Origin of the sequence: Pseudoalteromonas sp. MM17-2 (assembly GCF_022347945.1) — a bacterium.
GTDB classification, from domain to species: domain Bacteria; phylum Pseudomonadota; class Gammaproteobacteria; order Enterobacterales; family Alteromonadaceae; genus Pseudoalteromonas; species Pseudoalteromonas ruthenica.
The window spans coordinates 187,468-202,924 of sequence record NZ_JAKRFV010000001.1; the positions used below are offsets into that span (position 1 = coordinate 187,468).

A 15,457-nucleotide genomic window follows, 5' to 3' on the forward strand; every position below is an offset into this window, starting at 1 on the left:
CGTTATTCTCCTTGGCGCGTTGGCATGGCCTGTAACTGCCATATGTCTTCACTGTATTGGGCAATAGTGCGATCACTGGAAAACTGACCAGAGGCAGCGGTATTTAAAATACTCATTTGAGTCCAGTGTTTAGGGTCTTGATAAGCTTCGCTGACAGCTTGTTGAGCTTGGCAGTAACTGGCAAAGTCATAACAGGTAAGCCAAGGATCGCTATCGTCATAAAGGAGGTTAATAATGGGAGCGAAAATATTCGGCTCACACAAATTAAAATGACCGCTTTGTAGCAAGGCGATTACTTTTTGCAACTGCGGGTCGTTCTCAATAATAGCGCGTGCGCTATAGTGCCTGCGGATATCGTCGATTTGGTCAATCTTGGCGCCAAAAGTAAAAAAGTGCTCGCCACCGAGCGCTTCAAGCATTTCCACATTGGCGCCATCTAGGGTGCCTATGGTCAGTGCGCCATTCATCATAAACTTCATATTGCCGGTGCCTGACGCTTCCTTACCCGCCGTGGATATTTGCTCTGATAAATCCGCTCCAGGGCAAATTGTTTCCATCGCGGTGACATTGTAATTCGGTAAAAACGCCACCCTTAACCATGCCTTCGCACGGGGGTCATCGTTAATGGTATTGGCAACATTACATATCAACTTAATAATGCGCTTCGCCATATCGTAACCGGGGGCCGCTTTGCCCCCGATCAGCACACAACGGGGCACCATGCCTTGCGTATCGCCATCACAAATGCGCCGGTATAAATGAATCACATGCAAAATATTGAGCAACTGGCGTTTATATTCATGAATGCGCTTGACCTGCACATCAAATAGCATGGTCGAGTCAAATTGCACAGTGCAGCGCTGTTGCACCAACTCGCACAGCCGCGCTTTGTTGGCTTGTTTTACCTTTTGCCACGCGGCAATAAAGCTATCGTCGTCGTAGTAACGGCGAATACGGTTAATATGTGCGAAATCTTTTACCCAATCATCGCCTATTTTGGCGGTGATCAACGTTGCCAGCTCGGGGTTACAATGGGATAACCAACGCCTGGGGGTGACTCCATTGGTCTTGTTATTAAACTTCTGCGGCCACAGCGCATAAAAATCTGCAAACAACTGCTCTTTTAGTAAGCGGCTATGCAGCGCCGCCACCCCATTGACGGAATAACTGCCAACAATGGCTAAATAAGCCATTCGCACCTGAGGATTTGACCCCTCTTCAATAAGCGACAAAGCTCGCTGTTTTTGTGCACACCCGGGCCACTGTTTGGCGACTAAGATTAAGAACCGCGCATTAATTTCATAGATAATTTGCATCAAGCGTGGCAGTAGCCGTTGCATTAAAGCCACAGACCACTTTTCCAGCGCTTCAGGTAGCAAGGTGTGGTTGGTGTAAGCCATGGTACGAGTGGTTATCTGCCAAGCATCGTCCCAACTTAAGCAGTGCTCGTCGATAAGCAGGCGCATTAATTCAGCTACGGCAATACTGGGATGCGTATCGTTGAGTTGAAATACATGATAATCGGCAAAATCTGTAAACTGTTCGCCTTTAATTGCTATCCATTGATTAAGCCGGTCTTGCAGTGCGGCACTACAGAGAAAGTATTGTTGGCGCAGGCGCAGCTCTTTGCCATTTTCACTGCTGTCGTTCGGATACAGCACCATGGAAATTTGCTCGGCGAGGTTTTTTTGCGCCACGGCCTCGGCATAGCCACCAGCATTGAACTCATCAAGGTCAAACTCATCGGTGGCCTCACTTTTAAATAGCCGTAGGGTATTGACGATATCATTACCATAGCCTGGCACGGGTACATCGTAAGGCACAGCTAACACATCTTGGGTGTCCAGCCATTGGCGGTGCTCGCGGCCTTGATGGTCTCGATAAATATCGACATGACCAAAAAATTTCACCCGCACGGTTTTATCCGGTGCTGGTAATTCCCACGGATGGCCTTCACGCAGCCAATGATCGGGCTGCTCTATTTGCTGACCATTATCGATGCGTTGATTAAACATGCCGTATTCATAACGAATACCATAACCTGTGACCGGCAAGGCCATGGTCGCACAGCTATCTAAGAAGCACGCAGCCAAACGCCCTAAACCACCATTTCCTAAACCAGCGTCGTGCTCAGCGCTGGCTATATGTTCGAGCTCGGCGCAGTAATTGGCTAATGCGGCGCTCACCTCAGCAGCCATATCTAGGTTTAAAATAGCGTTATTTAAGCTACGTCCGATGAGAAACTCCAACGACAGGTAGGCCACTCTTCGTGTTGGCACTGAAGTGGTGACATTGCGGGTTTGTCGCATGCGCGCCACCATCCTATCACGTATGGTCAGCGCCAGTGCTTGATACAAATAATGCTGCGATTCGCCCACTTTGTCGCGCCCGAGGGTATAGTGAAAATGACGAGCCAAATCATCGGCTAACGTTTCGCTATCAAGTAGCGGCGCATCCTGCCAATCCACAGGGTGGCATACAGTGCCAGACGTAGTCATAGTGTTTGCCTTGTATTGTGTTTGTTTTCAACGTTACTAAACACCCAACCACTACAGGGAGTTAAGGTTATTTCTTGATCCACAGCGATGCCCTGCGTTGCAGGCTCACTGTGTTCATCCGTACTCAAGCGCAGGTGCCATTGCAGTGGCGTATTATCAGGGCTCACTAAGCGCAGCGCTTGCTCGCGCCCGCCGCGATGCAGTACCACACATAAATAGTGATGGGCCTGGGTATCGATACTGTAATACACCAGGGTATGCAGCGAAGGGTCATGCCAATCGTCATTGCTCATCGGCCGTCCGTCAGGGCGATACCAAGCAATCACAAAGCGCGAGTCGTTGTCATGGATGTACTCCGGGTGCGTAAAAATGGCGAATTCGCGGCGCAGCCTTTGCACATCGCTGATAAACAGTGCTAACGGATGGTGGCGAGAGACATCGTGCCAACTAAGCCAATTAATAGCGTTATCTTGGCAATAAGCATTATTGTTGCCCCCTTGCGAGTGCCCCATTTCCGAGCCGGCGCTGAGCATGGGCACACCTTTGGACAGTAATAAGGTGAGCAGTAAGTTTTTTTGTGCTCGCAAACGCAGTAACTTGATGTGGGCATCGTCGCTGTGCCCCTCCACACCATAATTACAACTGTAGTTGGCATTATGACCGTCTTGATTGTGCTCTCCGTTGGCGTGATTATGCTTTTGCTCGTAGCTGACAAGGTCGGCCAAGGTATAGCCATCATGACTGGTTATAAAGTTAATGCTGTAGCTTGGCACCATGCCAGTGGCGCTGAAAATGTCGGCAGAGCCATGCAAGCGCTTGGCTAACACGCCCAGTAAATCACTATCGCCGCGCCAAAACCGCCTGACAACATCGCGATATTGGTCATTCCACTGTCGCCATGGAGCAGGAAAAGCGCCAAGCTGGTAACCTCCGGGGCCAATATCCCAAGGCTCGGCAATCAGTTTCGCGTGTTGTAATACCGGGTCTTGTGCAAGGCATTGAAAAAAGGCATGCTCAGGGTTAAAACCATGGTGCTCTCGGCCTAAAATACTGGCCAAGTCAAAGCGAAAGCCATCAACCCCATATACCTGATACCAATGCCGTAAGCTGTCCATGACCAAGCGCAGAGCACCCTGTTGGGTTAAATCTAAGGTGTTACCACAGCCGGTGTCGTTAATATAATGACCTTGCTCATCAAGGCGGTAATAACTGCGATTATCGATTCCCCTTAGGTGGCAACAAGGGCCAAGGGCTTCGCCTTCACAGCTGTGGTTGTAAACCACATCAATCAGCACTTCGATATTGTGTTGATGTAACTCCGCGACCATGGCTTGAAATTCATGCACATCGCCGCTAACCAAATAATCACTATGCGGAGTAAAAAAGCTCAGGGTGTTATAGCCCCAATAATTACTCAGCCCGAGTGGCTGTAAAAACGCTTCACTAATGAACTGCTGCACGGGCATAAGCTCAATGCTGGTCACACCTAGCGCCTTGATATGCTCAATGAATTGCGGCGTTGCCAAGGCTGCAAAACACCCACGCTCGGCGTTCTCAATATCGGGGTGGCGATGCGACCATCCCTTAACATGACATTCGTAAATAACAGTGTCATGCCAGGCAATCTCCGGGCGTTTACCTTTATACTGGCTCAGCGCAGTTACCTGTGCTTTAGGCATTAAGTGAGCATTATCAAACGGACATAGCTTGCCCTGCTCATCGACAGCGCGGTGGCGAATACTGTGTTGAAAATCACCAAATAGCGAGTGTGCATAAGGGTCGAGCAGCAACTTATTAATATTAAACAACTGCCCTTGTTCAGGAGCAAAAGGACCATCAACACGATAGCCATATAGCTGCCCTTTTGCAGCCCCTGCAACATGAACATGCCAATACCCAGGTTCACCTTTATGTAGGGCTATGCGTGCAATTTCACTGTGCCCAGAAGCATCATACAGACACAAGTACACGGCACTGGCATGACGCGAGTACAAGCAAAAATTAACCCCTTGGTCATCAATATAAGCCCCCAAGGGGGCACCAACGCCCGGCTTGGTGATAAATTTACTCATGACCAGGTGCCTCCCACAACAGATAAACACAAGCCAATGGCGGCACACAGATGCTAATAGACTGACTTTGCCCATGCCAGGGTAGTGGCTCCGAAAGGAGTGGCTCTGAATAGAGTGGCTCCGATGGGAGTGGCTCTGAATAGAGTGGCTCTGAAGGGGGTGATTGCTCATTTGCAGGTCGCTCAGCGCACACCCTAACGCCACTGCCGAAGTATTGACTCTCATCGCTATTAGCGATAACTCGGTAACTACCAGCGTGAGGCACACCAATGCGAAAATCATGATGTACTTGAGGCGTCATATTCACAACCGCGAGCACGACTTGCGGGAGGCTACTGGCAATACGTACAAAGCTGTAAATGCTTTGCTGGCTATTATTCCCATCTAACCACCGAAACCCACGCTCATCACAGTCATTTTCATGCAGAGCCGGGTAAGAACGATAAAGCTGATTCAGGCATTTAACCCAACGCTGCATGCCTTGGTGCGCTGGGTCATCAAGCAAGTGCCAATCCAACGCTTGGTTATGATCCCACTCGCGCTGCTGAGCGAATTCGCCGCCCATAAATAGCAGCTTTTTGCCAGGGTGAGCCCACATAAAACCTAAATAGGCGCGCAGGTTCGCGTGTTGCTGCCAACTATCTCCTGGCATTTTGCTCAGCAGCGACCCTTTGCCATGAACCACTTCATCATGGCTTAAAGGCAAAATGTAATTTTCGCTGTAGGCATAGACCATGGAAAAGGTCATGTCGTGGTGATGGTATTGGCGGTAAATCGGGTCTAACTGCATGTAGCGTAATGAGTCATTCATCCACCCCATATTCCACTTAAAGCCGAACCCTAAGCCGCCACTGTCGGTGGTTTGTGTGACTCCTGGCCACGCGGTCGATTCTTCTGCGACCATCATAATGCCGCGATTTCGCCCATAGCACACACTGTTGATTTGCTGTAGGCAAGCAATAGCGCCGAGGTTTTCTCGCCCGCCCAAGTGGTTGGCCAACCACTGCCCGTGCTCACGACTGTAATCAAGGTATAACATGGAGGCCACGGCATCCACGCGCAACCCGTCTACCCCGTATTGCTCTAACCAAAAGCTGGCGCTAGAGGTGAGAAAGCTACGTACCTCTTGGCGCTCATAATTGTAAATATAGGTATGCCAATCTGGATGATACCCCTGGCGATGATCGGCATGCTCATACAAATGCGTGCCATCAAAACGCCCCAAGCCGTGAGCATCTGCTGGGAAATGCCCCGGCACCCAATCTATTAGCACACCAATATTGTGCGCACGGCATTGCGCGCAGAAATAGGCAAAATCATCGCCACTGCCGAAGCGCGAGGTGGGCGCGAAAAGGCCGGTGCTCTGATACCCCCAAGAGCCATCAAAGGGGAACTCGCTAACGGGCATTAATTGAATATGGGTAAACCCCATTTCTTCAACGTACGGAATTAATTGCGCGGCCAACTCACGGTAATTCAAGAATTGGTTATCGGCGGTGCGTCGCCAAGAGCCAATGTGCAGCTCATAAATACTAATGGCAGCATCGATGGCATTGCGGCGCTCGCGTTGCTCATAGCTTTGCTCATCCAGCGCTTTAGGCAACGTAACAGCACTGACGCGCGAGGCGGTATTTGGCGGCCGCTCTGTAGCAAACGCATAGGGGTCGGCTTTTAGTAGGGCCTCACCCGATAACGTGCGAATATGGTATTTGTAGCATTGGCCCGGCGCTACATCGGGTATAAAAATGGCCCAAACACCGCTGTCTTCAACCCGCGCCATAGGGTGCTGGCGACTATCCCAGTGGTTAAAATCCCCAGTCACACTCACCGCGAGGGCATTAGGAGCCCACACGCTAAAACGCACGCCACGGTGGCCTTGCAGGGTCATCATATGGGCGCCAAGGTGACGCTGTGCCTGTTGCTCTGTGCCTTGGCGGAAATAATATAAATCGGCGGCACTGAGCCCTAAGGGTAAGCAAAATGGGTCGGCCTGAACTACCACCGCCTCTGGGTAAGTAACACGGAGCTGATACGGAACAAATTCCGCCTGCGCTAGCGCGATAAACACCTCGGAGTCTGAATAGCGCTGGGCAATACAAGTGTGAGTGGCAAATTGCACCTCCACCGCCAAAGCACCGGGCTTGTAGAGAATCACATACCAGCTGCCGTCAATGCATTGATGGCCCAATAGCTGTCGCGGCTCACCCACTTGCGCCCCTTCAAGGGCGCAAACAGCATCAGCTAAATCAGGAAGTGGCGTATTATCAATCATCGCATGTTCCATGACGACTCCTGGTTAGTTCACAGATAAACTGCTGTTGCTGCTGTAAAATAGCGACAGCAGATTGGCTCAACTGTCGTCGCCAGTTCGGGTATTCACGGTGCGTACCGGGGATATTGACCGGCGCATGTTGGCCGTCTAAATCATCAAGTTGTAGGGTCAACAACTTACTGCTTCCTTGCGCAAGTGCCCGACACAAGGCGCGATACACATCGGCGCTGGTGCTGTGTAACGAAACCGACTCCCCCGGTTGAGTGAGTCGCTCAATCAGCGCGCTTTTATGGTTTTGACGTTGCTCATATAACGACTGTTTTTGCTCTGCACTGATAAGTGCCAGTTGCAGCGCTTGATTAAGATCATCGCCCTGCCACCACTGGGCAAAAGGCGGTAAATCGTGGTTGCTGATCATCAATAAAGTATGCTCATCAAGGTGTTGCGGCGCGCTAAAGGCTGAGTTCTGGTAACAAAAGTAATACACGGCGTTGGAGAATATCTGCGCTTGTGCCAAGGCCTGTCGTACTTGCTCTGGCACCACGCCTAAATCTTCACCAATCACCACACAACGGTGTTGATGACTGAGTATTTTTATTAGCGCTAACAGCTCATCAAAGGGGTAATAGACATAACAGCCCTGCTCATCCACACACCACCAAATGCGCATCAACGCCATCACATGATCAATGCGCAGCGCCCCCGCCTCTTGCATATTGGCGCTAAATAACGCTTTGGCATAGGCAAACCGGTGGCGCTTCATCGCTTGCGGCAACAATGCTGGCATGCCCCAATTTTGCCCCTGTGGCGCAAAATCATCCGGCGGCGCACCAATACAGGCATGGGGAGTAAACAGTGCTCGGTAACGATTAAACTCGCCACCATCGTCACTCACGCCAACGGCCAAATCATTGATAAGGCCCAACTTCATACCCGCCTCTTGCGCTATATTTTGGCATTCTTGGCGCTGCAGCCAGGCTTGCCATTGCCAATAGCAAGCCTGCTCATCACCTGAGTCGTCCAGGGTATCAAGAGCCACACGGTGCTGCTCTTTAAACTGTGCAAATTCGGCCTTGCGCTCAGTACTTGCCGTGGTGCAAAAGCGCTCAAATAACGCGCGTAATAATGGCAGCTTAAGCGCATAGACTTGCTCGTAATCGAGCCAAGGCGCACTTGCTACATTGCTATAGTGCCTTTTGGCCTCATTAAGCTGCGCTAAAATCGCCGCATCACATTCAGGCGAATCCTGAACGGCAATGTACAGCGGGTGGATAAGCATGCGGCTGCTAGGGCTGTACGGGCTATGCCTACTGGCATCATTACAATCGAGTAAGTGCAAGGGATTAAGTAGCACATAATCTATGGATAACGCAGCGGCTTCGCGTAGCAGCGCTTTGAGATCCGCAAAATCACCCATGCCCACCCCGTGCTCGCTCACCAAGGTGTACAAGCCGCACGATAACCCCACACTTTTAACAGCTCCTTGTTGTCCATAAGCGCCTTGATAAACGTGTTGCGGCGCCCACCATAGCTCTAGCTCAGTGCTATGCTCTGCGACGCTGACCCGCGCGGTGTAAAACCCAGGCGCCAACCAACCTTGACCCAGTTCATAGCTAAGTGCGAGGTAGCGACAGCCATCAATCACGTAGTCGCCGGTGAATTGCCCTTGGCTAATGCACCAGTTAGCGTGTTGTGCGTTCACCTCTAAGTGCAAGCTTGCACTCTGCTGCCGCTGAAACTGCACCTCGCTCAGGCGAATAACTAAACGTGGCGAAGGCTCCGAGATAACCATAATGTCATCGCAAAGTTGCTGCCAAGGGGCCGCGTCAAGCTGATAGTTAAGCGCGGCTAAGGCATCAAGGTTATCAACATCGACACCCATGGCCTCAAGCACTTTTACCCGCAACGCTTGATCAAATTGTTGCTGTTGCCCTTGGTAATCCACGTAGCTGTTGCCAACCCCCATCAGATAGAGGCTTTGTGCCAGCGTCTGCATTGTTAAGGCTGAACGTGGGTTGATACCACACTGTTGTCTGTGCCATAGGCATTGGCAACATAGGCATCGGCTTGGTGGTCGTTATCCCACTCTTGGTCATCGATTAAGTAACGAAAATGAAATTCGCTGTTTTTGGGAAGGCGCGTTTTAACGCGAAATGTGCTGCCTTTTTTCGAGCAGGTCATGGGCAAAGGTTGCCATTGATTAAACTCCGCCACGAGCGCAACACGCGCTGCGTGTGGATGCTCATACTCAAAGGTCACTTCTGCTTCGTTTTTTGTTTTGAAAAAACGCTTCTTTAACATAGCTGGGCTCCAAACAAGTGTATATTTGTTCGCCACATCAATGTGCTATGGATACTGCTCAGCAAATCGGTGTGTTTTGCAAAGTCTGATGGCGAGGTTAGCAAAGAAATATGGACGCATTATTACAGTGCATAAAATGCGCTTTCTCGGTGCAAACACGCCGAAAAGTGAGGGTGTCACCCGCCACTTATAGGCTGTTAGCAGGATAAGTGCCAAGGCATCTGCTGCGAACCTAAAATAGATACAAGGGATAATAGAAACAAACCAACAAAACGCATAATGAGATATTTTCACGCGTGCTTGCGAGCGGCTAAACGAAGGCTATTTGTGCAAGTGCGCTTTAAGTTGAAGGTCCGCTATTGCTGGCTGCAACCGACAACGCGGGGCAGTGGCCGCTTTGTTTTTGTCGTTCAAATGAGTTGAACCAGCCTTGTACCTCTCTTGGTTGATGTTGCTGCATGCTCATTCTCCTTAGCAAAGAGAACACCATATCGTAGCTAACTTATCAATTGAACGTGGCGATTACCGGATGGATACGTTACAGGGGGTTAACAAGAGTATACAGTTGAGTTAGGGGCAATTAATTTAGATTTAATTTGTACTTGACCCGGGAATCTCGCGAAAAAAATAATGATTATTAGCTACCGGCCCATATTTTATTCCCTCTAAGTTATAAAGAGCAAACTGCATCTTTGGTCAATGTAGTAACTTGCTGCATTGAGCCAGTATTTAACCCTTTCCCTTGTTCTATAAAAAGAAAAACAATTTCTCCTCTGCTATTTCTGTATGTGTATGGCTTTGCTACATTCCCAATACGCTCATCTGTGATCTGTTCTTCTTTACCCAAGTTTCCAAGCTCATCGACGCACCTTCTCCAAACTGATAATTGATTAGGCTCTCGACCATAGTCATTTACGTAGTAAAGGTCTACTCTACCGTCCAGTCGTTTAAATGGAAAAGCATCGTGTATTTCAAACGTTTTTTCTGAAACTAGATATTCTGGAGACCAGCTATTCTGTTGGGCTATTTTGAATCGAGATTTTTGCACATATTTTGTTTTACCCTTACTCGTTTTTTTGTCGGTGGGAAAGCTCCTTTGATAACTATAAATTAGGTTTCCACTTTCAAAAGAGCTTATGACAGGCATCGCTCCCGATTGCTGAAACGAATTATCTCTAACATAACTAACTCCATCGCTGCTTGTCATAAGTGCTAAACCGCAACATTTTGGTGCTCTAAGAGATATCGCACTCGTCGATTCAGTTAACCTGTGGTACCTAGGCCAGCTACCTCCGATTAGCTCTTGCTCTAAATTCAGAGCAACAGGATCAATCAACCTACCTTGCCTTGTCAATCGACCTTTCATGATTTGAGCTGATTCATCGTAACCATCTGCAAAGCTGAAATAAATCCAAAGTATAGGGCCTTCATATTCATGACCTACTAAGGTTAAATAATTTGGTTGCTTTGTAAATCCCTCTATTTCCAGAGGCTGTGAGTTAAGGTCATTATGTGCACTTAAGTTAAACAATTTAACATTTATTCGGTCAAAATTTATGTTTTCAACCTGTTCAAATAGTATGAATTTTTCGCTGCCCACTTCGACATAAATGCTATGAAAATTATAGGTGCTCCTAGTATCAAGTGTTCTTAGGTTATGTGTCGAAAGGATGTCTGGCAGGCTCATTGCGAAAAGGCCTTCACTCATCATACACATCATAGAAAGAAGACCAAAAATACTTCGACTAAAACTATTCATTACCTTTCCTATCTATAGATCCCAAAGAGCAATAGCCCTGTCTGATGTTGCTATCGTTTCTTTTCGGTGGGCGATAACTACCCTCGTTATATCAAGTTGACGTACTGAATCGTTTATTTTCCTCTCTAATTCAACGTCAAGGTGGCTAGTTGCCTCGTCCAAGAATAATATTTTGGGTTTCCTATATAAAGCTCTCGCAAGCAAGAGTCGTTGCTTTTGTCCACCAGAGAGTATTGATCCCATCTCACCAATAAGGGTGTTGTAACCCATAGGTAAGCTATGAATATAGACGTCGATGTGTGCTAATTTTGCGCACTCTTTAGCTAAGTCTATATCAGCATCAGGCTCAAAGAATGTAATGTTTTCCAATATAGTTCCTGACAGCAAGTGATCATCCTGCATTACTGAAGCGATTTGACTACGGTAGCAAGAAGGCGTGATGTCTTTGATGGAAATACCATCTATCAGTACTTCGCCTTCCGTTGGTTCTGACAACCCTTGAAGCAAATGGAATAAAGTTGACTTACCGCAGCCAGATTTTCCTGTTATAGCCAGGCTTTCACCCGGCTCAATCGTCAAACTGAAGTTTTTAAGATGAGTGGAGATGTGTCACTATAGCGAAAACTCACATTTTTTACTTCTATTTTCCCTTTAAAGACTAAACTTTCACCGTCGAGTTTTAGATTTTGCTCCTTAGGCGTGAAGACTATGTCTGATAGTCGCTCAAAGTGAAGACCCAGCATTTTAAACTCTATTGCTTTTTCTATTAGGTTCGAACACTTCATCAAAAATTGGTGCTTGTATGCTAAAAATGCAAACAACATCCCAAGACTAAAGCCCCCTCCCATAACCATATGAGAAGCGATGAATACTGTGACTATACTTTCAACACCAAAGAACAGTCGATGTAGCGCGTCAAAACACGCTTTAAACTTACCGAGCTTTATTGCTTGGTTTGTAATATTGACGTAGTTATTTTGCCACAATGACTCTCTTTTAGGTTCTGCGTTAAAGAGCTTGATTGTTTTTATGCTCTTAACTGTCTCAATAAAGTGGCTGTTTTCTTCAGCTTTTGCCATTAGCTCTTGTCGCGAATTCAAGTCCGAAGTGCACCACTCGCTAAATTAGGCCGCATTGCGTAATTCATTGAATACAACGACAGGCTGTTTATAACCGAGACACTTCCTAGGTCTGGCGTTCAATGCTTGCTCAATATCAGCGATCTTTTTGTCGCTGACCGTGCGTAAATCCGTGCCTTTGCGGATGTATTGACGTAGCAAGCCGTTGGAATTTTCGTTCAATCCTCGCTCCGACTGACCTTTCCCCCAAAATTAATACCATGACTTTGCAGAGATTTCCGATAAACAATATTTTTAAAGTCAATCTCATCTAGCTTCGTATCATCACCTACCTCAAATGTAAATTTTCCGGTTAGATAGTCTGGATGGGCATTTAGATGCTCTAAAGTTCAGAAGATTCTAGAAAATGTAGTTTTACCTGAATAGTTCCAACAGTAAATAACGTTTTTATCATTAAAATCATCAAGATAAGCTGAACCGATGAAGTTGGTGTTATTATTTACTTTTTTTGGCTGGTATTACATTGCATAACACGCGCTGTTGGATAGGTTTTCGAGCGCTTTACCTATGAGCGTATTCAACGCGGTAGCGCGTGAGAAAACCCATATAGCTATTAAGAAGAAATATTAATACCCAAAAAGTAGCGCTTAAGCACCGGCGGCGGCTGCCTTAATTAAAAAAATCTCGCTGCGTTTACTAGTGGGCTTAATAAAGTACAGTTTCATTTATTGCATCCAAAAAAAAGCCAGCAGTGAAGCTGCTGGCTCTTATATTGAGAAGTAAATGGGGATACTTATTCGCTGTGGCGACCTTCCCATACCTCTTCAACTAGCTTTTTGTTAAAGGCTTGCAAATCGCCGGGTTTACGGCTGGTGACCAAGCCATTATCCACCACAACTTGCTCGTCTACCCAATTGGCTCCAGCGTTTTCTAAGTCGGTGCGTATACTTGGATACGAGGTGACTTTGCGCCCTTTAAGTTTATCAATTTCCGCTAGCATCCACGGGCCGTGGCAAATAGCTGCAACGGGTTTGATGTAATCTTCTTGGAAGAAGCCATCCACGAAGCGTTTTGCTTCGGTGTCTTGGCGCAGTGCATCGGGGTTAAATAAGCCGCCGGGCAGTACCAAGGCGTTGTATTCAACCGCGCTGACTTCTTGCGCTAGCTTATCTACTTTAATTTCTTCGCCCCAGTGGTCGTCCTCCCAACCTCGAATAGTGCCTGGCTTAATAGAGATAATGTCTACCTCGGCACCTGCATCGAGTAACGCTTTACGAGGAGATACCAGTTCGCTTTGCTCGAACCCATCAGTGGCTAGGATGGCTACTTTCTTACCTGCTAAAGGTGTACTCATATTAATCTCCTTTAAATTAAACACATTTGAGTATGAGCAGTCATCGTGCCAAATTAATAACCTACTGAAATTAATAACTTTTATATTTTTTAGATGTGTTTTTAATGACAGCTTGCCTGCAAAGCTTTCAGGCTTTAATGAAACACTTACATGACTAAACGACTGCTGATTAATACTTGCACACACTGTGCTAAAGCATGGTGCAACCACAGTTAAAAATGACCCAAAACAGTGCTTAACGCCCCTTTTAAATACTTCCATCACGCTATAGGCCTCTGTATTTATTACTCTTTGTATTAGTGGCACAGATTATTCATTAGCTACAGCGTCACCCACCTTAGGAGCGCCGTTATGCAACAGCTACGTGAAACCCTTTACCTACTTTGGCATTTCGATATTAGTATTTGGCAAATTCATGACTATGCGCAGGGTAAAGACGATGAATAGCCTCGCGTCTGTGATGCCCCGCTTGTTGAATAAGCAAATTAGCGTCTCGCAAGCGGCCGCTCATACTAAGCTCTCTAAACGGGAAATATATAAGGCGCTGCGAATGCACGACCAAAGCTCATCGCGGGGCACTTTGCTCAAGCGGCGCCAGCAGCTATTAAAACAACTCAATGACGTTGACATTGCACTTGCACAACATCACCGCTAGGTTTAAAGCTGCCCTTTACTGTTACAGGCATTTTTAAGGAGTACTATGCACAGCTATGAAGTAAACTTTGACGGCTTAGTAGGCCCCACCCATAACTACGCCGGATTGTCTTTTGGTAATGTTGCCTCTAAGCGTTTTGCAGCGCAGCCATCCAACCCTAAACAAGCGGCCTTGCAGGGGCTTGAGAAAATGCGCACGATGCGCCAGCTGGGTTTACACCAAGGTGTACTCGCCCCTCACGCACGCCCTCATATGGCATTGTTAAAGCAGCTGGGGTTTACCGGCTCGGATGCACAAATACTCGAAAAAACGTACAAATATAACCCGGCTTTATTAAGTGCGTGCTTTTCTTCATCAGCAATGTGGAGTGCGAATGCTGCCACCGTATCTCCCTCAAGCGACAGTGCCGATAACCGCGTTCATTTTACGGCGGCCAATTTAAGCAATAAGCTGCATCGCTCCATTGAAGCGCCAACCACAGGCCGGATATTACAAGCAACGTTCGCTAATTCAAATTATTTTGCCCATCACGCCCCCTTACCTGGGCACGACCATTTCGCCGATGAAGGCGCTGCAAATCATACCCGCTTATGCCCAAAGCACGGCGATAAAGGCTTGCATTTATTTGTTTATGGGCGCGAGGCCTTTAGTGAAGGCGGCGTAAAACCACAAAAATTCCCTGCTCGCCATACCCTTGAGGCCAGCGCTGCCATTGCTCGCTTACATCAGCTCGATGATAGCCAACAGCTGTATATTCAGCAGAACCCAGAAGTTATTGACCAAGGCGTGTTTCATAACGATGTGATTGCCGTTGGTAATGAGCAGCTGCTTTTTTGCCACGAGCAAGCCTTTTATAAGCAACACCAAGCTCTGGATACAATAAGCTCTGCTTATAGTGCACTGTATAACGACGCCCATCGCCTTAGTATTGTTGAAGTACCCACTGAGGCGGTAAGTGTTGCCGATGCCGTGAGCAGTTATTTGTTTAATAGCCAGCTTATTACCTTGCCTAGCAATGCCACAGCGCTGATTGCGCCGCAGGAGTGTGCTGAGAACCCAGCGGTTAAGTCGTATTTAGATGATTTACTCACTCAGCCAGATACCTTGGATGAAGTTCATTACGTGGATATCAAACAAAGCATGCAAAATGGCGGTGGCCCTGCTTGTTTGCGCTTGCGAGTGGTGTTAACTGAGCAGGAATTGGCTGCCACAAACCCAGCCTGTTTGTTCTCTGATAAGTTGCATCACACCCTAAGTGATTGGGTGGAGCGTCATTATCGAGACCAGCTATGTCAGGACGATCTGCGCGATCCGCTGCTGATCCAAGAATCTTACGCCGCCTTAGATGAATTAACTAAGCTTATGAATTTAGGCAGTATTTATGATTTTCAGCGGTGATCGCTTAGCGCCTTAAAGCGATCGTGCAATGGCTATTTTATCAGCCAAAAGGCTGACCCTGTGCTAGGC

The 15,457-nt window shown here is 47.6% G+C and carries 11 protein-coding genes and 1 pseudogene; 2 read left to right on the plus strand and 10 right to left on the minus strand.

Translation table 11 applies throughout. The features are described from left to right. Positions 1–2 precede the first annotated feature (2 nt). The 10 genes and pseudogenes from MHM93_RS00890 to MHM93_RS00935 all read right to left on the minus strand — a co-directional run bounded on the left by MHM93_RS00890 (position 3) and on the right by MHM93_RS00935 (position 13,335). Positions 3–2,498, minus strand: coding sequence for a glycogen/starch/alpha-glucan phosphorylase (locus MHM93_RS00890; RefSeq protein WP_239447586.1), 2,496 nt, complete (start codon positions 2,496–2,498; stop codon positions 3–5). Then, the gene (gene glgX / locus MHM93_RS00895) at positions 2,495–4,570 is read right to left on the minus strand and encodes a glycogen debranching protein GlgX (protein ID WP_239447587.1); all 2,076 of its coding nucleotides are present in this window, start codon (positions 4,568–4,570) and stop codon (positions 2,495–2,497) included. Before glgX ends, MHM93_RS00890 begins: the two co-directional genes overlap by 4 nt. Then, positions 4,563–6,854, minus strand: a complete 2,292-nt coding sequence (gene glgB, locus MHM93_RS00900; RefSeq protein ID WP_239447588.1) for a 1,4-alpha-glucan branching protein GlgB — start codon at positions 6,852–6,854, stop codon at positions 4,563–4,565. Before glgB ends, glgX begins: the two co-directional genes overlap by 8 nt. Further along, positions 6,835–8,838: a 4-alpha-glucanotransferase gene (gene malQ, locus MHM93_RS00905; RefSeq protein ID WP_239447589.1), complete on the minus strand. Its 2,004-nt coding sequence runs from the start codon at positions 8,836–8,838 to the stop codon at positions 6,835–6,837. Before malQ ends, glgB begins: the two co-directional genes overlap by 20 nt. A gap of 2 nt (positions 8,839–8,840) precedes the next feature. Next, on the minus strand, positions 8,841–9,143 hold the full coding sequence (locus tag MHM93_RS00910) for an isoamylase early set domain-containing protein (protein WP_022946533.1): 303 nt from the start codon (positions 9,141–9,143) through the stop codon (positions 8,841–8,843). A 670-nt stretch (positions 9,144–9,813) separates the two neighbouring features. After that, the gene (locus MHM93_RS00915) at positions 9,814–10,902 is read right to left on the minus strand and encodes a hypothetical protein (RefSeq protein WP_239447590.1); all 1,089 of its coding nucleotides are present in this window, start codon (positions 10,900–10,902) and stop codon (positions 9,814–9,816) included. Between the two features lie 12 nt (positions 10,903–10,914). Continuing rightward, the gene (locus MHM93_RS00920; RefSeq protein ID WP_239447591.1) at positions 10,915–11,481 is read right to left on the minus strand and encodes an ATP-binding cassette domain-containing protein; all 567 of its coding nucleotides are present in this window, start codon (positions 11,479–11,481) and stop codon (positions 10,915–10,917) included. Beyond that, positions 11,478–12,002 (minus strand): ABC transporter transmembrane domain-containing protein, encoded by a 525-nt coding sequence (locus MHM93_RS00925; protein ID WP_275444076.1) that lies wholly within the window; start codon positions 12,000–12,002, stop codon positions 11,478–11,480. The genes MHM93_RS00920 and MHM93_RS00925 overlap by 4 nt, the downstream gene beginning before the upstream one ends. A 24-nt stretch (positions 12,003–12,026) precedes the next feature. Next, positions 12,027–12,212: pseudogene (locus MHM93_RS00930) on the minus strand (IS30 family transposase); the annotation flags it as partial. A 562-nt stretch (positions 12,213–12,774) separates the two neighbouring features. Beyond that, positions 12,775–13,335: a type 1 glutamine amidotransferase domain-containing protein gene (locus tag MHM93_RS00935; protein ID WP_022946524.1), complete on the minus strand. Its 561-nt coding sequence runs from the start codon at positions 13,333–13,335 to the stop codon at positions 12,775–12,777. A 439-nt stretch (positions 13,336–13,774) separates the two neighbouring features. Between MHM93_RS00935 and MHM93_RS00940 the strand changes: the two genes are divergently transcribed. Further along, positions 13,775–13,990 (plus strand): hypothetical protein, encoded by a 216-nt coding sequence (locus MHM93_RS00940; RefSeq protein WP_022946522.1) that lies wholly within the window; start codon positions 13,775–13,777, stop codon positions 13,988–13,990. A 45-nt stretch (positions 13,991–14,035) separates the two neighbouring features. Next, positions 14,036–15,388, plus strand: coding sequence for an N-succinylarginine dihydrolase (gene astB, locus MHM93_RS00945; RefSeq protein ID WP_239447593.1), 1,353 nt, complete (start codon positions 14,036–14,038; stop codon positions 15,386–15,388). The last annotated feature ends 69 nt before the right edge of the window (positions 15,389–15,457 follow it).